This window comes from Synechococcus sp. CS-1326, assembly GCF_025128115.1.
In the GTDB taxonomy this organism is placed as follows: domain Bacteria; phylum Cyanobacteriota; class Cyanobacteriia; order PCC-6307; family Cyanobiaceae; genus Regnicoccus.
The window spans coordinates 23823-41482 of the sequence record NZ_JAHLYV010000010.1 but is presented as its reverse complement, the minus strand read 5'-3'; the positions used below and the strand labels follow the sequence as shown (position 1 = coordinate 41482).

Genomic DNA, 17660 nt, shown 5'->3' with positions numbered 1-17660 from the left:
TGGCAACCATCCGGCGCCTGCACCCTGATGGCCAGTGGCCGCAGCCACGACCGTGCCAGCTGGCTGCTGTGCCTTCCGTTCGGGCTGCTGTGCTGGCCCTGGCTCGGGGCGGCCGGTCTGGCCAGTGGTGCAGCGGGTTTTCTGATCGGTGGGCTGTGGCTCTCTCCGGATCTCGACACCGCCTCCAACCCCACCCGCCGCTGGGGGCCGCTGGCCCTGCTCTGGCTGCCCTATCGCCGGCTGCTGCGCCACCGTTCCCTGCTCTCCCACAGCCCTGGGCTCGGCACCGCCGGCCGCCTGGCCTACCTCGCCGCGGTGGCCCTGGTTCTGAGCCTGATCCTGCAGCCGCTGGGTGCGCCCCCACCCGCCCGCCTGCTGGCCCTGGCCACCGGGCTCTGGGACCGGCAGCGGCCCCTGCTGCTGGCCGCGCTGATCGGGGTGGAATCGAGCAGCTGGTTGCATCTGATCCAGGATGGGGACCCGCTGCCACGGCGTCCCCGCTGGCTGCGTCCAGGCTGGCGGCGCCGCAGGCGCAACCGACGCTGAGCCCCATCGCCCTGTGGTTCTGGCTTGCAGCCAGGTCTTGCCATGACCCCGTCCGAGCAGCGCGACACCCCTGGGATCAGCCGCTCCGCCGCGACCGCTCTCGCCGGGCTGGTCGCGGTGGTGGATCAGCTGCGCGATCCAGGCGGCGGTTGTCCCTGGGACCTGCGGCAGACCCATGCCTCCCTGGTGCCTTTCGTTCTGGAAGAAGCCCACGAAGTGGCCGACGCGATCCGCCATGGCGACGACGACCACCTGGCCGAGGAGCTGGGCGACCTGCTGCTGCAGGTGGTGCTCCATGCCCGGATCGCCGCCGAACAGCAACGCTTCGATCTGGACACGATCGCCCGCGCCATCACCGCCAAGCTGGTGCGCCGCCACCCGCATGTCTTCGGCGATCGATCGGCAGTTCACCCCAGCTGGGAGGCGATCAAGGCCGAGGAGCGGGCCGCCCGCGGCGCAGGGGGCAGGGATGACAGCCTCAGCGCGCAGCTGGGGCGCCAGGTGCGCGGCCAGCCGGCCCTGGCTGGCGCCCTGACGATCTCGCGCCAGGCCGCTGCGGCAGGCTTCGAGTGGAAGACGATCGAAGGGGTGTGGGCCAAGCTCGACGAGGAGTTGACCGAGCTGCGCGAGGCGGTGGCCAGCGGCGATCGGGTCCACGCCGAGACGGAGCTCGGGGATGTGCTCTTCACCCTGGTGAATGTGGCCCGCTGGTGCGGCCTTAACCCGGAGGAGGGCCTGGCGGGCACCAACCACCGCTTCCTGGAACGCTTCTCCCGGGTGGAGGCCGCCCTCGGCGGCGCGCTCAGCGGCCAGAGTCTCGACCAGCTCGAAGTGCTCTGGCGCCAGGCGAAGGCAGAGATCCGCGCCGAGCAGGCCAGGCCAAAGGGGGCTGATCAGTCGTCAGGGGAGCCCTGATCCCGCCGCTGCTGTTTGGCCTGGGCGCGGCGGCGTTTGGCGGCCAGCCGCCGCTGCACCGAGCCGCCCGTGGGCCGGGTGGGCCGACGGGGCGGCGGTGGCGGGGCGATCGCTTCGGCGAGCAGCGCCTTCAGCCGCCGCAGGGCAGCCTGGCGATTGAGCCACTGGGAGCGGTGTTCCGCAGCCACGATCACCACAGCCCCATCCACCAGCGTGCCGCCAAGGCGCCGCAGAGCCCGCTCCCGCAACAGGGGTGGCAGGGAGGGGGAGGTGGCCAGGGGGAAAACCAGCTCAACGCGGGAGTCTGTGGTGTTCACCCCCTGGCCGCCGGGGCCGCCGGCGCGCGAGAAGCGCCAGCCCAGCTCCGTGGCGGGAATGGTCAACGCTGCCGTGATGGCCAGATCAGCTGCCATCGATTCAGGCTGACAGGTGGCCACTCTGGGCCTGGAGCGCACTCCGCTGGCCTGTGTTCCAGCCGACGGGGGCGAGGCGCTTAGCTGGATCGGTTCGTTCCTGTCCCCGCGTGAGCACCACTCCTGCCGACAGCCCCGCCGAGGGGCCGGGCCAGCCCAGCACGGGCTGGGTGGATGAGATCCATGAAGGGGTGCGCTATGGCCTCGAAGCGAAGGTGGTGCTGGAGCGGCAGAGCGCCTTTCAGCAGATCTGCGTGATCGACAGCCAGCGCTACGGCAAGGGCCTCCTGCTCGATGGCTGCTGGATGACAGCCGAGCACCAGGAACGGCACTATCACGAATCGCTGGTGCATCCCGCCCTCTGCGGTGCCGAGCGGATCGAGCGGGTGCTGGTGATCGGCGGCGGCGATGGCGGCACGGCCCGCGAATGCCTGCGCCATGCCGGGGTGGCCCGGCTCGACATGGTCGAGATCGACGGCCTGGTCGTGGAGCTGTGCCGAGAGCACCTTCCTTCCCTGGGAGGAAGCGCCTGGAGCGATCCCCGTTTCCACCTCACCATCGGTGATGGGATCGCCTGGGTGGCCGCTGCCCCCACCGCCAGCTACGACGTGGTGATCGTGGATGGTTCCGATCCGGCCGGCCCGGCGACAGGGCTGTTCAACCGTGTCTTTTTCGAGCACTGCCGCCGGCTGCTGCGACCCGGCGGCGTCTTCGCCACCCAGAGCGAATCACCGGAGGCCTTCCGCAGCGTTCATCTCGAGACGGTACGGCTGTTGCGCCAGGTGTTCGGCCATGCCGATCCGCTCTACGGCTGGGTGCCGATGTACCCGAGCGGCTGGTGGAGCTGGACCTTTGCCGCCACCGATGGACCCCGCTACCGGCACCCCGACCCGGAACGGGCCGCCGCCGTGGCGCCGGCTTGTCAGATCTGGAGCCCCCGCTGGCAGGGTGGAGCGTTCGAGGCCGTCCCCGCCGCGATCGAGCGGGAGCTCGACAGCTGAGCGTCTCCGGCCCTGACAACCCCGTTTCCAGCCTCCGTGACCACCCCCGATCTGTTCGACACCGATGGAGCCGTGTTCATGGCCAGCCGCCGCGATCCGGCTGGTTGCCGGGTCGGGCTGTTCGGTGTGCCTTACGACGGCACCACCTCCTTCCGTCCCGGCGCCCGCTTCGGGCCAGCGGCGATCCGGGAGGTGAGTGCCGGCCTGGAAACCCACGACCCCCAGCTCAATCTGGATCTCGAGGATCTGCCCTTTGCCGATCTCGGGGCGGTGGCGATCCCGCTGGGAGCCCCTGAGCCCGTCATCGAGGCCGTGCGCCTGGCCACCGAAAGGGTGCTGGCCCTGGGGCTCCGCCCCCTGATGCTGGGGGGGGAGCACTCGATCAGCAGCGGCGCCGTGGCTGCGGTGGCAGCCCATCATCCCGACCTCGTGCTGGTGCAGCTCGATGCCCACGCCGATCTGCGCGAGAGCTGGCTGGGCTCACGCCACAGCCATGCCTGTGCCATGCGCCGCTGCCTGGAGGTCCTGCCGAGTGGCGACCTCCTGCAGATCGCCATCCGCAGTGGCACCCGGGCTGAATTCGCCGAACTGCGCAGCAGTGGGCGGTTGGTGGGGGCAGGCCAGGGGCTCGCCCTGGCCCCCGAACGCCTGCAGGCCGACCTGGTGGCCGCCCTGGCCCCGCTGCGGGGCCGGCCGATCTACCTCACGGTGGATCTCGACTGGTTCGATCCAGCGGTGATGGCGGGCACGGGCACGCCGGAGCCGGGAGGATTTCTCTGGGGCCACTTCAGTGGCCTGCTCGAAGAACTCCGCCACCACGCACTGGTGGCGGCGGATGTGGTGGAACTGGCCCCGATGCTCGATGCAACAGGCTGCAGCGCTGTTCTGGCCGCCAAGGTGACCCGCAGCCTGCTGCTGCTCCTTGGCCGGACTCAGTAGCAGTAGGAGCCGCTGGCTCGTTGCTCCCGCAGGCGCAGGTGCTGCTGGGAGATCAACGCCACCGCCAGGGTGGGATGGTTGTGGAGCAGGTTCAGAAAACTCAGTCGCCCTAGCTTCACCACCTCGACAGGCGTTCGAGCCACGGCATCAGTGCGGAAAGAACCACCCCGCCAGAGGATGTCCAGGTAGCTGAACAGTTCACCGGGGCGATAGCAGACCCGCTCCCCCGATTTATCGATCAACTCGACGATTCCCTTTCGCAGCCCGTAGATCTCATTGGCGTGGTCGCCTTCTCGAAAGATCAAGGTGCCAGTGGGCAGAGTGAAGGTTTCGCCATCCACCTGGGAGGCCAACAACTCAACCGGAAGCGCTGTCGCGGATTTGACCAATCATCTACCTCCTTGCAGAACAGAAAAGCAACGTGTGAACCAGGCCCATGGTGCGCTGTTCCCAGCTCCCTGGCCACTGGCCAGAGACATGTTCGCAGGCCCAAGAGCCAGCCGGAAACAATAGGCGATTTAGAGGGCCCATTGAGCCTGCCCTCGTCCCGGGATCAGGCGGGAACCGGATCGAGCAGGTCAGCCAGGCAGAGCTGCTGATCAGCGCGGGCCTGAGCTAGCACTGGAAAGCGTTGATGGGACCCTTCATTGCCGCCATTCACCGGCAGGGTCCAATGGTGGCAAGACAGTTCGCCACTCCATTCGGCATGGATCGCCAGCCGCCTGAGCTTGCACCAGCCCGCCTCGCTCCCAGCAGGGGGGAGGCAGTGACTGCAGCTTCGACAACTTGGGCGCTGGCCCATGACTGATCCAGGGATGATCCACAAAGTACAGAACGTGGAGACCATTGAGCGAGGTAAGAACCGAACCTCCCGGAAGTCTTCGGGATTGAGCCCCACCGGGGCTGGAACGGCCAGGCAGCCCGCCGGTCTCCATAGGATCCCCCGATCCACGCATGCCCTCTCTCTGCCATGGCCGTTCCTTCAGCGCCAGCGGCGGCCCAGCCGCTGAGGCGCACCCCCCTGGCGGCGCTCTGCCAGCAACACGGAGGGCGGATGGTGCCCTTCGAGGGTTGGGAGATGCCGGTTCAGTTCAAGGGGCTGATCGAGGAGCACAAGGCCGTGCGGGGGCACTGCGGGGTGTTCGACATTTCCCATATGGGAGTGCTGTTGCTGCAGGGCGATGGCGTGAAGGAATCCCTGCAGCGTCTTGTTCCAAGCGATCTCGGTCGGATCGGGCCAGGTGAAGCTCTTTACACAGTGCTGCTCAACGATGCCGGCGGCATTCGTGACGATCTGATCGTCTACGACAAGGGCCGAGTCGACGCGGCTGCCGGACCCACCGACACCCTGTTGCTGGTGATCAACGCCGGCTGCGCCGAAGCCGACACCGCCTGGATCCGCAGCCAGCTGGCTGCCGATGGCGTGGCCATCGAGGATCGCAAGGTGGATGGTGTGCTGCTCGCCCTGCAGGGCCCCGAAGCGCCTGCCCGGCTGGAGGCGTTGGCCGGCGAAAGCCTGGCCGGTCTGCCCCGTTTCGGTCATCGCGACCTGGTGCTGGCGGGCAGCGCCGGCGGCGCCGCGGCCGGGACTTCCGTGTTCGTGGCCCGCACCGGCTACACCGGCGAAGACGGCTTCGAGTTGCTGCTGGACCGGCAGGCGGGCCTGGACCTCTGGGAGCAACTGCTGGCGGAGGGGGTGAGCCCCTGCGGTCTCGGCGCCCGCGACACCCTGCGCCTGGAGGCGGCCATGCATCTCTACGGCAGCGACATGGATGCCACCACCACCCCACTGGAGGCCTCGCTCGGTTGGCTGGTCCACCTGGAGATGCCCGCCGACTTCATCGGCCGCGCCGCTCTCGAAAGTCAGACAGCCACTGGCGTGAGCCGACGGCTGGTGGGTTTGAAGCTGCAGGGCCGGGCGATCGCCCGCCACGGCTACCCGGTGCTGCAGGACGGCCAGGTGGTGGGAGAAGTCACCAGCGGCACCTGGTCGCCCACCCTGGAGGAGGCGATCGCCCTGGCCTATGTGCCCGCCACCGCCGCCAGGCCCGGCACGGAGCTGGCTGTGGAGGTTCGCGGACGGACGCACCCGGCGGTGGTGGTGAAGCGGCCCTTCTACCGACGCCCTTGAGCCGCCCAGGCCCTGGCGCCCCTGAGCCGCTGAGACCGTGGCTCCTGCCCCCTGTGGGAAACTCGCCCTTCCCCTCGATTTCCCCCATGCGCAGCCACGGATGCGGCGACCTGCGCAGCGATGCCACGGGTCAGGCAGTGGACCTGTGCGGCTGGGTGGACCGGCGGCGTGATCACGGCGGCGTGATCTTCATCGATCTGCGCGACCGCAGCGGCACCGTGCAGATCACGGTGGACCCCGATCTTTCCCCCGCCGCGTTCGCCGCGGCCGAGCGGCTGCGCAATGAAACCGTGCTGAAGGTGTCAGGCACGGTGCGCGATCGCCCCGCCGAATCCCGCAACGAGCGGCTCGCCACCGGCGGCGTCGAAGTGCTGGCTGCCGCGATCGAGGTGCTCAATGAGGTGCGCGGCAATCTGCCCTTCCCTGTGTCGGTGCACGACGACACGCCGGTGCGGGAGGAACTGCGCCTGCGCCACCGCTATCTGGATCTGCGCCGTGAGCGCATGAACGGCAACCTGCGCCTGCGCGCCCAGACCATCCAGGCGGCCCGCCGTTTCCTTGAGGACGAGGGCTTCATGGAGGTGGAAACCCCCGTGCTCACCCGCTCCACCCCTGAAGGCGCCCGCGACTATCTGGTGCCCAGCCGGGTGTGTGGCGGCGAGTGGTTCGCTCTGCCCCAGTCGCCCCAGCTGTTCAAGCAGCTGCTGATGGTGGGCGGCATCGAGCGCTACTACCAGGTGGCCCGCTGCTTCCGCGACGAAGACCTGCGCGCCGACCGCCAGCCGGAGTTCACCCAGCTCGACCTGGAGATGAGCTTCATGGAGCAGGAGCAGATCCTGCAGCTCAACGAACGGCTGATCGCCACCATCTGGCGCGCCGCCAAGGGAATCGAGCTGCCCAGCCCCTTCCCCCGGCTCACCTGGCAGGAGGCGATGGACCGCTACGGCACCGACCGGCCCGACACCCGCTACGGCCTGGAGCTCGTCGATGTGAGCGACATCGTGGCCACCAGTGGCTTCAAGGTGTTCTCCGGCGCCGTGGCGGCGGGCGGAGCGGTGAAGTGCATCGCGATCCCCGGCGGCAACGACGCGATCAGCAACGTGCGCATCAAGCCCGGCGGCGACGTGTTCTCTGAAGCCACCACCGCCGGTGCCGGGGGCCTGGCCTTCATCCGCGTGCGCGACGGCGGCGAGATCGACAGCATCGGCGCCATCAAGGACAACCTGAGCGCCGAGGGCAAGGCCGAACTGCTGCGTCGCACCGGCGCTGAGCCCGGCACCCTGTTGCTGTTCGGCGCCGGCGACACCGCCACGGTGAACAAGGCGCTCGATCGGGTGCGCCAGTTCCTGGCCCGTGAGCTGGCTCTGGTGCCCGCCAGCGGCGCCGGTGGTGCCTGGAACTTCCTCTGGGTGGTGGATTTTCCGATGTTCGAGTTCAACGCCGAGGAGAACCGCCTGGAGGCCCTGCACCATCCCTTCTGTGCGCCCAACGCCGCCGATCTCGGCGCCGACCCCACGGGCTGGCCCACCAGCCTGCCCACCGCCCGCGCCCAGGCCTACGACCTGGTGCTCAACGGCCTGGAACTGGGAGGCGGCTCGCTGCGCATTCACGATGCGGCCCTGCAGAAGCAGGTGCTGCAGACCATCGGCCTGCCGCTGGAAGAAGCCGAGCGGCAGTTCGGCTTCCTGATCGAAGCGCTCGACATGGGCGCCCCGCCCCACGGCGGTATCGCCTTCGGCCTTGATCGCATGGTGATGCTGCTGGCCGGTGAGGAGTCGATCCGCGACACGATCGCCTTCCCCAAGACGCAGCAGGCCCGCTGCCTGCTCACTCAGGCCCCGGCTGATGTGTCGTTGAAGCAACTGCAGGAGCTGCACGTGGCCAGCACCTGGGTGGAAGAGGAAGTCTGAGCGAGCTCCAGCCGCAGCCACGGCAGATGAGCCCTCCAGCCCCAGCCATCACCGCTGAGCGCACCACCGCCCCAGCCAACGTTTGCCACGGGCCGTGGCGATGGTGCCACTGGCCGCATCGCCACGGCTAGAACGAGGTCCACCCTTCTCCCGCGAATCCCCCATGGCCATCACCGCGCCCCCGATCGACATCGGCATCCCCGAAGCTCAGCGGCAGCAGATCGCCGCGGGGCTCGGCCGCGTCCTGGCCGACAGCACCGTGCTCTACGCCAAGACCCACGGCTTTCACTGGAACGTCACCGGGCCGATGTTCAACACGCTCCACCTGATGTTCATGGACCAGTACACCGAGCTCTGGACGGCCCTAGACCTGATCGCTGAGCGGATCCGCGCCCTCGGGTTTCCGGCTCCCTATGGCGGCGCCACCTATGCGGGCCTCTCCTCGATCCCCGAAACCGAAGGCGTGCCCGCCGCCCTGGCCATGGTGCATGAACTGGTGCAGGGCCATGAAGCCGTGGCCCGCACGATCCGATCGGTGTTCAGCCTGGCCGATGCGGCCAACGACCAACCCACCGCCGACCTGCTCACCCAGCGCCTGCAGATCCACGAAAAAACCGCCTGGATGCTGCGCAGCCTCCTGGAGGGCTGACGCCCTCGGGTCCGGCGCAGGCCGTGTTGCCCGCTGCGCGGGCGCAACGGCCGCAGCCAGACCCGAGGGCGTCAGGGGTAGGAGGCCGGGTTGGGGGCTCTGATGAGAGGGATTTCTTACTGATGGGAGGTCGATAGATTGGTGTGTCCGCCAACGCCTCAGGCTCCACCACCCATGGCGAAGTTCGTTTTTGTGACCGGTGGGGTGGTGTCGAGCATCGGCAAGGGGATCGTGGCTGCCAGCCTGGGCCGGCTGCTGAAGAGCCGGGGCTACAGCGTTTCGATCCTCAAGCTCGATCCCTATCTGAACGTGGATCCGGGCACGATGAGCCCTTACCAGCACGGCGAGGTGTTCGTCACTCAGGACGGCGCTGAAACCGACCTTGACCTGGGCCACTACGAACGCTTCACCGACACCGCCATGTCGCGCCTTAACAGCGTGACCACCGGCTCGATCTACCAGGCGGTGATCAACAAGGAACGCCGCGGCGACTTCAACGGCGGCACGGTCCAGGTGATCCCCCACATCACCCGGGAGATTCGCGAACGCATCCATCGGGTCGCCGCCGACAGCGGCGTTGATGTGGTGATCACCGAGATCGGCGGCACCGTCGGCGACATCGAATCGCTGCCCTTCCTGGAGGCGATCCGGGAATTCCGCGGCGATGTGGGTCGTCGCGACCTCGCCTACGTGCACGTCACCCTGCTGCCTTACATCGGCACCTCCGGCGAGATCAAGACCAAGCCCACCCAGCACTCGGTGAAGGAGCTGCGCTCGATCGGCATCCAGCCCGATCTGCTCGTCTGCCGCAGCGACCGGCCGATCAGCGACGAGCTCAAGGCCAAGATCGGCGGCTTCTGTGGCGTTTCCACCAGGGCGGTGATCCCCGCCCTCGATGCCGACAGCATCTACGCGGTGCCGATCGCCCTGGAGCGCGAGGGCCTCTGCCGCGAAGTTCTTGACGTGCTGGGGCTCGACGATCGCGCCAGCGACATGGCCCGCTGGGCGGAGCTGGTACGGAAACTGCGCAATCCGGGGCCCACGGTGAAGGTGGCCCTGGTGGGCAAGTACGTGAGCCTCAACGATGCCTACCTCTCGGTGGTGGAGGCGTTGCGCCACGCCTGCATCGATCGCGACGCCTCCCTCGACCTGCGCTGGGTCTGCGCAGAGCAGATCGAAGCCCAGGGGCCTGATGCCCTGCTGGAGGGCATGGACGCGGTGGTGGTGCCGGGCGGATTCGGCAACCGGGGAGTCGACGGCAAGGTGACGGCGATCCGCTGGGCACGGGAGCACAGGGTGCCTTTTCTTGGTCTTTGCCTCGGCATGCAGTGCGCCGTGATCGAGTGGGCCCGCAACCTGGCGGGGCTCCCGGAGGCCACCAGTGCCGAACTCGACCCCGAGACCCTCCACCCGGTGATCCACCTGCTGCCGGAGCAACTGGATGTGGTCGACCTGGGCGGCACGATGCGACTCGGGGTCTACCCATGCCGCCTGGCTTCCGGCACGCTGGCGTCCCGTCTTTACGGGGAAGAAGTGGTCTATGAGCGGCACCGGCACCGCTACGAGTTCAACAACGCCTACCGCAACCTGTTCCTCGAATCAGGCTTCACGATCAGCGGCACGTCTCCGGACGGCCGCCTGGTGGAACTGATTGAACTGGGCGATCATCCCTTCTTCACCGCCTGCCAGTTCCACCCCGAGTTCCTCTCCCGCCCCGGCAAACCCCACCCCCTCTTCCGCGGCCTGATCGAAGCGGCCCAGCAGCGGGAGGCTCTGGAGCTGAGCGCAGCCCAGCCCTGTGGGGTGCCGGTCTCCCGTTGAATGGCCGAATCAAGCTTCGCAAACGATCCCGTTTCGCTGCCGGTGGTCGAAACCTTTCACTCCCTGCAAGGGGAGGGGGCGCACGCCGGCCGCAGCGCCTTCTTCATCCGGCTGGGTGGTTGCAGCGTGGGTTGCTCCTGGTGCGACACCAAGCACTCCTGGCCTGCCGGCGTGCATCCCAACCAATCGACGGCGGAGCTGGCCGCCCTGGCGCAAGCGGCAGCCGATGCTGGCGCCGGCTTTGTGGTGATCACCGGCGGAGAGCCACTTCACCACAAGCTCGATGCCCTCTGTGCCGCCCTGCACCCGCTGCCGATCCATCTCGAAACCAGCGGCGTGGATCCGCTCTCGGGCCACTTTGCCTGGATCACCCTCTCCCCCAAGCCCCATCTCCCCCCGAGCCGCGAGGCCCTGGCCCGTTGCGACGAGCTCAAGGTGGTGGTTCACGGCCCCGCTGATCTCCCCTTCGCCGAAGCGATGGCGGCCGCGGCGATCCAGGAACGCCGGAGCGCCACTGGTGCGCCAACGGCCGCTCCGCCCCTGCTGCTGCTGCAGCCCGGCTGGGAGAGCCCGGCGGGCCTGGCGGCAGCGATCGGCTTCGTACACCACCAGCCTGGCTGGCGGCTCAGTCTGCAGACCCACAAATGGCTGGGCCTGCGCTGAGCGCCGGGAGCACAGCCATGGCAGCAGCCATACACTCACGAAACCCTGACCGATTCGTGTGAGCACCACACCAATGCGCCATCTCGTCACCGGTGGTGCCGGCTTCGTCGGATCCCATCTGGTCGACCGGCTGATGGAGGCGGGCGACGAGGTGATCTGCCTCGACAATTACTTCACCGGCCGCAAGCTGAACATCGCCGGCTGGATCGGCCATCCACGCTTCGAGCTGGTCCGCCACGATGTCACCGAACCGATCCGGCTGGAGGTGGACCGGGTCTGGCACCTGGCCTGTCCCGCCTCGCCGGTGCATTACCAGCACAACCCGATCAAGACCGCCAAGACGAGCTTCCTCGGCACCTACAACATGCTCGGCCTGGCCCGCCGGGTCGGCGCCAGGCTGCTGATGGCCAGCACCAGCGAGGTGTATGGCGATCCGGATGTTCACCCCCAGCCGGAGAGCTACCGGGGCTGCGTCAACACCCATGGCATCCGCGCCTGCTACGACGAGGGCAAGCGGGTGGCGGAAACCCTCTGCTACGACTACCACCGCATGCACGGCACCGAAATCCGCATCGCCCGGATCTTCAACACCTACGGTCCCCGCATGTTGCCGGACGACGGCCGTGTGGTGAGCAATTTCATCGTTCAGGCCCTGCGCGGCGAGCCGCTCACCCTCTATGGCGATGGCAGCCAGACCCGCAGTTTCTGTTTCGTCGACGACCTGGTCGAGGGCCTGATCCGCCTGATGAACGGGAATCACCCCGGCCCGATCAACATCGGCAACCCCGGCGAATTCACGATTCGTCAGCTGGCCGAGCTGGTACGTGAGCGGATCGATCCGTCACTCCCCCTGGTCACCCAGCCAATGCCCCAGGACGATCCACTCCAGCGGCAGCCGGTGATCACCCTGGCTCAGCAGGAACTGGGCTGGGAGCCCAGCGTGGATCTGAGCGAGGGTCTGGATCGCACCATCGCCGACTTCAGGCGTCGCCTGGAGGCCTGAGCGGCGCTCCCGCAAACTGGGCGAAGTGCTGAACGTCGGCGTGGAGAAACTGCAGAGCCTTCGGGGCATGGTGGATCTGCTGCCTGAGCAGATGGCGCTCTGGCAGGCCATCGAAGCCTGCGCCCAGCGCCAGTTCCACCGGGCCGCACTCACGGAGATCCGCACACCATTGCTGGAGGCCACCGAGCTGTTCGCCCGTGGCATCGGCGCCGCCACCGATGTGGTGGGCAAGGAGATGTACAGCTTCGAAGACCGCGGCCAGCGCCGTTGCACGCTGCGACCGGAGGGCACGGCATCGGTGGTGCGGGCGGTGCTGCAGCACGGTCTGCTCAACCTGGGGCCGCAGCGGCTCTGGTACGGAGGGCCGATGTTCCGCTATGAGCGTCCCCAGGCGGGGCGTCAGCGCCAGTTCCATCAGCTTGGCGTCGAGCTGCTCGGCTTCGCCGATCCCCGCAGCGACGCCGAAGCGATCGCGATCGCCTGGGATCTGCTCGCTGCGCTGGGAATCCAGGCGCTGACCCTGGAGCTCAATTCCCTGGGCGATGCCACCGACCGGGCCCACTACCGGGCCGTGCTGGTCGAGTGGCTGGATGCACGCCGCCACCAGCTCGATCCCGAGGCCCAGGCGCGGATCGACACGAACCCCCTGCGCATCCTCGACAGCAAGTCGCCCGACACCCAAGCCATCCTGACCGGCGCCCCCCTGCTCGGCGACTGTCTCAGTGAAGCCAGCCGGCAACGCTTCGAGCGCGTCCGTCGGGCCCTGGACCAACTGGATATTCCCTACCGGCTCAACCCCCGGCTGGTGCGGGGCCTGGATTACTACACCCACACGGCCTTCGAGATCACCAGCAGTGAGCTGGGAGCCCAGGCCACGGTCTGCGGGGGGGGCCGTTACGACGGCCTGGTCGAGGAACTGGGCGGCACGGCCACCCCGGCGGTGGGCTGGGCGATCGGGCTGGAGCGGCTTGTGCTTCTGCTCAGCAGCAACGAAGCAGCCAAGGGGCTGACTGGGGCGAAGGCAGCCGATGTCTATCTCGTCAGCCGCGGGGAGGCGGCCGAACTGGAGGCCCTGGCCCTGGCCCAACAGCTGCGGCGAGGCGGTTGCGCGGTGGAACTGGACCTTTCCGGGGCCGCCTTCGCTAAACAGCTCAAACGGGCCAATCGCTCAGGAGCGCCCTGGGCGGTGCTGATCGGTGAGGGCGAAAGCGACCAGGGGATGGTGATCCTCAAGGATCTCCGCACCGCCACCGAACAGCGCCTTGCTCCATCGGACACGGTTCGGCTCCTGCTGAGTGATCTCTGCGATGCTCAGTCGGATTGCCTGGCTCCCACGACTCGATGAGCACCCCTCTGGAGATCCGCACCATCTGCTGCATCGGCGCCGGCTACGTGGGGGGACCCACTATGGCGGTGATCGCCGACCGCTGCCCGGACATCCAGGTCACGGTGGTGGATCTCAACGTGGCCCGGATCGCCGCCTGGAACGATCCCGACACCAGCCAGCTGCCCGTCTACGAGCCTGGACTGGCCGCCGTGGTGGAGCGTTGCCGGGGCCGCAACCTGCACTTCAGCATCGAGGTGGATGGGGCAATCGCCGCCGCGGACATGGTGTTCCTCTCGGTGAACACCCCCACCAAGACCCGCGGGATCGGCGCCGGAGAAGCCTCTGATCTGCGCTGGATCGAGGCATCCGCCCGCCAGGTGGCCGCCTCGGCCCAGGGTCACACGGTCGTGGTCGAGAAAAGCACCCTGCCGGTTCGCACGGCCGAAACCGTCCAGGCGATCCTGAATGCCTCCCAGGGCCAACCCGGCGCCGACCCGGCCGACCCTTCAAGCAACGGCGCCAAATCCTTCGCGGTGCTCTCCAACCCCGAGTTTCTGGCGGAAGGCACCGCGATCAAGGATCTGGAGAACCCCGACCGGGTACTGATCGGCGGCGATGAAGCCGCCGCGATTGAGGCGCTCGCCTCGGTCTACGGCCACTGGGTGAAACCGGAGCGGATCCTGCGCACCAACCTCTGGAGCAGCGAACTCTCCAAGCTCACCGCCAATGCGTTCCTGGCCCAGCGGATCTCCTCGATCAATGCGATCGCCGCCCTCTGCGAGGCCACCGGTGCCGATGTGCGCGAGGTGGGACGGGCGATCGGCACGGATTCGCGCATCGGCAGCCGCTTTCTGGCCGCGGGGCCTGGTTTCGGCGGCAGCTGCTTCCAGAAGGACATCCTCAACCTGGTTTACCTCTGCCGCCACTACCGCCTCGAAGAAGTGGCCCGCTACTGGCAGCAGGTGGTGGAGCTCAACAGCTGGCAGCAGCAGCGGATCGCCCGGCTGGTGGTGGCCAGCCTGTTCGGCACGGTGAGCGGCAAACGGATCGCCGTGCTCGGCTTCGCCTTCAAGGCCGACACCAATGACACCCGGGAAGCACCGGCGATCCGGATCTGCCTCGACCTGCTCGAAGAGGGCGCCCATCTGGCGATTCACGACCCCAAGGTGGGCGGCGGTCAGATCAGCAGCGACCTTGGCCGCCCGGAAGCGGCAGGTGATGGCAGTGGCCCTGGCGGCGATGGCAGCTGGCAGAGCAGCGCCTCCGTGCTGGAGGCCGTCACCGGCGCTGATGCCGTTGTGGTCCTCACCGAATGGAGCGCCTTCGGCGAGCTCGACTGGTCGGCAATCGCCTCACGGATGCGCCGCCCCGCCTGGCTGTTCGATGCCCGCGCCATCACCGATGCGGCAGCGGCCCGGGCAGCCGGGCTGAAGGTCTGGCGGGTCGGGGAGGGCAGCTGAATGGTTGAACCACACAACGGACCCGACCGATGAGTGTGCTGGTCACCGGAGCAGCGGGCTTCATCGGCGCCGCCGTGGCTGAGCGACTGCTGGCACGCGGGGAGCGGGTGATCGGCCTCGACAACCTGAACAGTTACTACGACCCGGCCCTGAAGCAGGCCCGGCTGCAGCGGCTGCTGCTCCAGCCCTCTTTTCAGTTCCAGCAGCTGGACCTGGCCAACGGCAGCGCGATCGCGGAGCTGTTCACCAGCGAGCGCCCCGACCGGGTGGTGCACCTCGCCGCCCAGGCGGGGGTTCGCTACTCGCTGGAGAATCCCCTCGCCTATGTGAACAGCAACGTGGTGGGGTTTCTCTCAATTCTGGAGGGTTGCCGGCACAACGGCATCAGCCATCTGGTCTATGCCTCCAGCAGCTCGGTCTATGGCGGCAACCAGCTCCTGCCGTTCTCGGAACAGCACGCCGTGAACCATCCGGTCAGCCTGTATGCCGCCACCAAGAAGGCCAATGAGCTGATGGCCCACACCTACAGCCACCTCTATGGCTTGCCGGCCACCGGCCTGCGCTTCTTCACCGTGTACGGCCCCTGGGGACGACCGGACATGGCGCCGATGCTGTTCGCCCGGGCGATCCTGGCGGGCGAGCCGATCCGGGTGTTCAACCGGGGCCTGATGCAGCGTGATTTCACTTACATCGACGACATTGTCGAAGGGGTGGTGCGCTGCCTCGACAAGCCGGCAACGGCAGCAACCGATTTCGATCCCATGGCGCCGGATCCGGCCACGGCGGCGGTGCCCCATCGACTGTTCAACATCGGCAACAGCCAGCCCGTTGCGCTGCTGGAGTTCATCACCGTGCTGGAGAAATGCCTGGGTCGCGCTGCGATTCAGCAACTGGAGCCGATGCAGCCAGGCGACGTGACCTCCACGGCGGCAGACACCTCAGCCCTGGAGAGCTGGGTTGGCTTTGCCCCCCAGACGCCCCTCACCGAAGGAGTGGGGCGCTTTGCCGATTGGTATCGAAGCTGGATTCAGGCTGAGCCGACCGCGACGTAGGAGCCGTAGAAGAAGAGACCGACCACGAAGATCACGGCGATTCCGCCGGCTGTGGCCACCAACCAGAGGGGAAGGGCCCCTTCGGTCCAACGGCTGCGCCAGGGAACGGCGGGCCGGCCGTCGGGGAGACGATCTGGAATGCGGCCATCGGGGAGGCCTGATTTCTTACCGCTCATGGCGAGATGTCGGGATTGCGTTGAACAGAATTCAGCTGATGCTGAATTTCAGTTGAAGAAGTAGCTGGTGAACAACACGCCGATCACGAAGACCAGCAGCAACCCCAGATAAAGGCTGGTGCGGTTCAGCTCAACGGGCAGGTTGTTCGGATTGGGGTTGCGCTCCATGGTTCTGAATCAGCGACGAACGAACTGCATGGCGGCCAGGGCGCCCAGAAAGAACACCGTGGGAACTCCCAGGGCGTGAACCGAGAGCCAGCGCACCGTGAAGATCGGGTAGTTGCGTGGCGTGGTGGCGGTTGGAGATTGGCTCATGGAATCACTTCAAGCGCAGATCAAGTTGGCTCTTGCCTTCGTAGCGCTGGCTCACCACAGGCGCCTTGGCCTCCTGAGCCTGGAAATAGGCATCAGGCCTCGGCGTTCCGAAGGCGTCGTAAGCCAGCCCGGTGGACACGAACAGAAAGCCGGCCAGGAAGATGGCAGGCAAGGTGACCGCATGGATGACCCAGTAGCGGATGCTTGTGATGATCTCGAAGAAGGGGCGTTCCCCGGTGGAGCCGGCAGCCATGGCAGCGGGCAATTCAGCTGCTGAATCTTAAGGGTCGACCCGGGAGCATCGGGAAGGGATCGGGTGGTTGGTTACACAGCGGCGACGGTCAGGCCACCCAGCGCAACAGGTTGCCCCGCTCACCCAGCACGAAGCCCTTGCCATCAGGGGTGAAGACGATGCGGTTGAAATTGGTCGGTTGCTCAGATCCCACCGGATCCCGTTGCCAGCTGGCGCCTTGATCCCGGCTGACCAGCAACGTGCCGCTGCCCCCACCAGCCCAGATCGCCCCGGTGGGGTCCCAGGCCATATCCAGATAGCCGAAGCCGTTGGTGATCGGAATCACAGGCTTGCTCCACTGATCAAGGTCGGAGGCATCGGCATTGAAGCGGAGCTGGGCTCCCCGGGTGACCATCCAGAGGGTCCCCTGAGGCTGGAATCCCATGCTCTGCACCCGCTGACTGCTGATCCGCTGATGGGGCTGCCAGATCTCCTGTCCCGGCACCCAGGTGGCAAAGAAATTGCCCAGGCTCGAGACGCTCACGTACGCACCATCAGGCGAACGTCTCAGATCGCGGACGGCTCCGGCCGCATCGCTCACCTCCGCCTGCCAGCTGGAGCCGCCATCACCTGTGCGGTAGATGGCTCCCACATCGGTCGCCAGCTCGGCCTGCTGGGCTCCGAGAGCCGTGATCAGGTAGGGCTCGCCGGGGAGCTTCGTGTCGAGCAGGAGGCGCTCCCAGTTCTGGCCGGCATCGGTGCTGTGCAGCAGCAGACCAGGCTGGCCGGCGATCCAGCCCTCGCGGCCGTTGAAATCGACGCTGATCAAACGGTAGTTATCGCCTTCCGGCAGAGCCAGTGCCCGCTCCTGCCAGCTGGATCCGCCATCGTCGGTTTCCAGGATGAGGCGGTTGCTGCCCACCAAGAAGCCATGCCGATCATCGCTGAAGGCCAGATCGAGGGGGCTGGAGGTGGTGTTCAGCTGCAGCGGCTGCCAGGGGCTCGTTGCCGTCAAGGCCAGACCCGAGGTGACGCAGCCAGTGAGCCCGAAGCTGAGGCCAACGGCAAGCACAAGGGAGAGCAGGGAGGAGAACAGACGGTTCACGG

Annotated in this window: 21 protein-coding genes; 13 read left to right on the top strand and 8 right to left on the bottom strand. The window is 67.5% G+C overall.

Going from position 1 to position 17660, the window contains the following annotated elements:
* Window positions 1-27: 27 nt before the first annotated feature.
* Both KQ307_RS02715 and mazG read left to right on the top strand, forming a co-directional pair.
* Window positions 28-546: a metal-binding protein gene (locus tag KQ307_RS02715; RefSeq protein ID WP_259726875.1), complete on the top strand. Its 519-nt coding sequence runs from the start codon at window positions 28-30 to the stop codon at window positions 544-546.
* A 42-nt stretch (window positions 547-588) separates the two neighbouring features.
* Window positions 589-1461: a nucleoside triphosphate pyrophosphohydrolase gene (mazG, locus tag KQ307_RS02710; RefSeq protein WP_259726836.1), complete on the top strand. Its 873-nt coding sequence runs from the start codon at window positions 589-591 to the stop codon at window positions 1459-1461.
* Here the strand turns inward: mazG and arfB are convergent.
* Complete coding sequence (gene arfB, locus KQ307_RS02705) at window positions 1440-1874, bottom strand: alternative ribosome rescue aminoacyl-tRNA hydrolase ArfB (RefSeq protein ID WP_259700843.1); 435 nt, start codon at window positions 1872-1874, stop codon at window positions 1440-1442. The genes mazG and arfB overlap by 22 nt on opposite strands.
* A 110-nt stretch (window positions 1875-1984) precedes the next feature.
* Here arfB and speE point away from each other — a divergent pair, with 110 nt between their 5' ends.
* Window positions 1985-2875, top strand: a complete 891-nt coding sequence (speE, locus tag KQ307_RS02700) for a polyamine aminopropyltransferase (RefSeq protein WP_259726835.1) — start codon at window positions 1985-1987, stop codon at window positions 2873-2875.
* 36 nt (window positions 2876-2911) lie between these two features.
* Window positions 2912-3814 carry an agmatinase gene (speB, locus tag KQ307_RS02695; protein ID WP_399235718.1) on the top strand — a complete coding sequence of 301 codons (903 nt, stop codon included), beginning with the start codon at window positions 2912-2914 and terminating at the stop codon, window positions 3812-3814.
* On the opposite strand, the gene KQ307_RS02690 is transcribed toward speB, so the two are convergent.
* A complete protein-coding gene (locus KQ307_RS02690; protein WP_259700841.1) occupies window positions 3808-4167 on the bottom strand; it encodes a cyclic nucleotide-binding domain-containing protein in 360 nt (119 codons plus the stop codon). The two genes, speB and KQ307_RS02690, sit on opposite strands and share 7 nt — an antisense overlap.
* Before the next feature lie 200 nt (window positions 4168-4367).
* A complete protein-coding gene (locus tag KQ307_RS02685; protein WP_259700840.1) occupies window positions 4368-4616 on the bottom strand; it encodes a hypothetical protein in 249 nt (82 codons plus the stop codon).
* Between the two features lie 168 nt (window positions 4617-4784).
* Between KQ307_RS02685 and gcvT the strand changes: the two genes are divergently transcribed.
* The 9 genes from gcvT (at window position 4785) to KQ307_RS02640 (ending at window position 15830) form a co-directional block, all read left to right on the top strand.
* Window positions 4785-5945 (top strand): glycine cleavage system aminomethyltransferase GcvT, encoded by a 1161-nt coding sequence (gene gcvT / locus KQ307_RS02680; RefSeq protein ID WP_259700839.1) that lies wholly within the window; start codon window positions 4785-4787, stop codon window positions 5943-5945.
* A gap of 86 nt (window positions 5946-6031) precedes the next feature.
* The gene (gene aspS, locus KQ307_RS02675; protein WP_259726834.1) at window positions 6032-7855 is read left to right on the top strand and encodes an aspartate--tRNA ligase; all 1824 of its coding nucleotides are present in this window, start codon (window positions 6032-6034) and stop codon (window positions 7853-7855) included.
* A 163-nt stretch (window positions 7856-8018) separates the two neighbouring features.
* Window positions 8019-8504 (top strand): Dps family protein, encoded by a 486-nt coding sequence (locus KQ307_RS02670; protein ID WP_259700837.1) that lies wholly within the window; start codon window positions 8019-8021, stop codon window positions 8502-8504.
* Window positions 8505-8678: 174 nt separating this feature from the next.
* Window positions 8679-10325, top strand: coding sequence for a CTP synthase (locus tag KQ307_RS02665; RefSeq protein ID WP_259702751.1), 1647 nt, complete (start codon window positions 8679-8681; stop codon window positions 10323-10325).
* Window positions 10326-10988 carry a 7-carboxy-7-deazaguanine synthase QueE gene (locus KQ307_RS02660; protein ID WP_259726833.1) on the top strand — a complete coding sequence of 221 codons (663 nt, stop codon included), beginning with the start codon at window positions 10326-10328 and terminating at the stop codon, window positions 10986-10988.
* 73 nt (window positions 10989-11061) lie between these two features.
* Window positions 11062-11991 carry a UDP-glucuronic acid decarboxylase family protein gene (locus tag KQ307_RS02655; protein WP_259726874.1) on the top strand — a complete coding sequence of 310 codons (930 nt, stop codon included), beginning with the start codon at window positions 11062-11064 and terminating at the stop codon, window positions 11989-11991.
* Window positions 11992-12031: 40 nt separating this feature from the next.
* Window positions 12032-13336, top strand: coding sequence for a histidine--tRNA ligase (gene hisS / locus KQ307_RS02650; RefSeq protein WP_259726832.1), 1305 nt, complete (start codon window positions 12032-12034; stop codon window positions 13334-13336).
* Window positions 13333-14778 (top strand): nucleotide sugar dehydrogenase, encoded by a 1446-nt coding sequence (locus KQ307_RS02645; RefSeq protein ID WP_259726831.1) that lies wholly within the window; start codon window positions 13333-13335, stop codon window positions 14776-14778. The genes hisS and KQ307_RS02645 overlap by 4 nt, the downstream gene beginning before the upstream one ends.
* A gap of 29 nt (window positions 14779-14807) precedes the next feature.
* A complete protein-coding gene (locus KQ307_RS02640; RefSeq protein ID WP_259726830.1) occupies window positions 14808-15830 on the top strand; it encodes an NAD-dependent epimerase in 1023 nt (340 codons plus the stop codon).
* Here the strand turns inward: KQ307_RS02640 and KQ307_RS02635 are convergent.
* The 5 genes from KQ307_RS02635 to KQ307_RS02615 all read right to left on the bottom strand — a co-directional run bounded on the left by KQ307_RS02635 (window position 15806) and on the right by KQ307_RS02615 (window position 17658).
* Window positions 15806-16006, bottom strand: coding sequence for a photosystem II reaction center protein J (locus KQ307_RS02635; RefSeq protein ID WP_259702746.1), 201 nt, complete (start codon window positions 16004-16006; stop codon window positions 15806-15808). The two genes, KQ307_RS02640 and KQ307_RS02635, sit on opposite strands and share 25 nt — an antisense overlap.
* 48 nt (window positions 16007-16054) lie before the next feature.
* Window positions 16055-16174, bottom strand: a complete 120-nt coding sequence (locus KQ307_RS02630) for a photosystem II reaction center protein L (RefSeq protein WP_071800396.1) — start codon at window positions 16172-16174, stop codon at window positions 16055-16057.
* 9 nt (window positions 16175-16183) lie between these two features.
* A complete protein-coding gene (gene psbF / locus KQ307_RS02625; RefSeq protein ID WP_071800397.1) occupies window positions 16184-16321 on the bottom strand; it encodes a cytochrome b559 subunit beta in 138 nt (45 codons plus the stop codon).
* 4 nt (window positions 16322-16325) lie between these two features.
* On the bottom strand, window positions 16326-16574 hold the full coding sequence (gene psbE, locus KQ307_RS02620) for a cytochrome b559 subunit alpha (protein WP_255088494.1): 249 nt from the start codon (window positions 16572-16574) through the stop codon (window positions 16326-16328).
* 88 nt (window positions 16575-16662) lie between these two features.
* Window positions 16663-17658 (bottom strand): photosynthesis system II assembly factor Ycf48, encoded by a 996-nt coding sequence (locus tag KQ307_RS02615; RefSeq protein WP_259726829.1) that lies wholly within the window; start codon window positions 17656-17658, stop codon window positions 16663-16665.
* Window positions 17659-17660: the final 2 nt, after the last annotated feature.

What these genes read in the sequence shown, in the direction of transcription:
- mazG (WP_259726836.1), top strand. Translation starts at nt 589, where the DNA reads ATGACCCCGTCCGAGCAGCGCGACACCCCTGGGATCAGCCGCTCCGCC.
- KQ307_RS02635 (WP_259702746.1), bottom strand. Translation starts at nt 16,006, where the DNA reads ATGAGCGGTAAGAAATCAGGCCTCCCCGATGGCCGCATTCCAGATCGT.
- KQ307_RS02670 (WP_259700837.1), top strand. Translation starts at nt 8,019, where the DNA reads ATGGCCATCACCGCGCCCCCGATCGACATCGGCATCCCCGAAGCTCAG.
- arfB (WP_259700843.1), bottom strand. Translation starts at nt 1,874, where the DNA reads ATGGCAGCTGATCTGGCCATCACGGCAGCGTTGACCATTCCCGCCACG.
- KQ307_RS02630 (WP_071800396.1), bottom strand. Translation starts at nt 16,174, where the DNA reads ATGGAGCGCAACCCCAATCCGAACAACCTGCCCGTTGAGCTGAACCGC.
- gcvT (WP_259700839.1), top strand. Translation starts at nt 4,785, where the DNA reads ATGGCCGTTCCTTCAGCGCCAGCGGCGGCCCAGCCGCTGAGGCGCACC.
- KQ307_RS02655 (WP_259726874.1), top strand. Translation starts at nt 11,062, where the DNA reads ATGCGCCATCTCGTCACCGGTGGTGCCGGCTTCGTCGGATCCCATCTG.
- aspS (WP_259726834.1), top strand. Translation starts at nt 6,032, where the DNA reads ATGCGCAGCCACGGATGCGGCGACCTGCGCAGCGATGCCACGGGTCAG.
- psbF (WP_071800397.1), bottom strand. Translation starts at nt 16,321, where the DNA reads ATGAGCCAATCTCCAACCGCCACCACGCCACGCAACTACCCGATCTTC.
- KQ307_RS02645 (WP_259726831.1), top strand. Translation starts at nt 13,333, where the DNA reads ATGAGCACCCCTCTGGAGATCCGCACCATCTGCTGCATCGGCGCCGGC.
- KQ307_RS02640 (WP_259726830.1), top strand. Translation starts at nt 14,808, where the DNA reads ATGAGTGTGCTGGTCACCGGAGCAGCGGGCTTCATCGGCGCCGCCGTG.
- psbE (WP_255088494.1), bottom strand. Translation starts at nt 16,574, where the DNA reads ATGGCTGCCGGCTCCACCGGGGAACGCCCCTTCTTCGAGATCATCACA.
- KQ307_RS02660 (WP_259726833.1), top strand. Translation starts at nt 10,326, where the DNA reads ATGGCCGAATCAAGCTTCGCAAACGATCCCGTTTCGCTGCCGGTGGTC.
- KQ307_RS02715 (WP_259726875.1), top strand. Translation starts at nt 28, where the DNA reads ATGGCCAGTGGCCGCAGCCACGACCGTGCCAGCTGGCTGCTGTGCCTT.
- KQ307_RS02685 (WP_259700840.1), bottom strand. Translation starts at nt 4,616, where the DNA reads ATGGGCCAGCGCCCAAGTTGTCGAAGCTGCAGTCACTGCCTCCCCCCT.
- KQ307_RS02665 (WP_259702751.1), top strand. Translation starts at nt 8,679, where the DNA reads ATGGCGAAGTTCGTTTTTGTGACCGGTGGGGTGGTGTCGAGCATCGGC.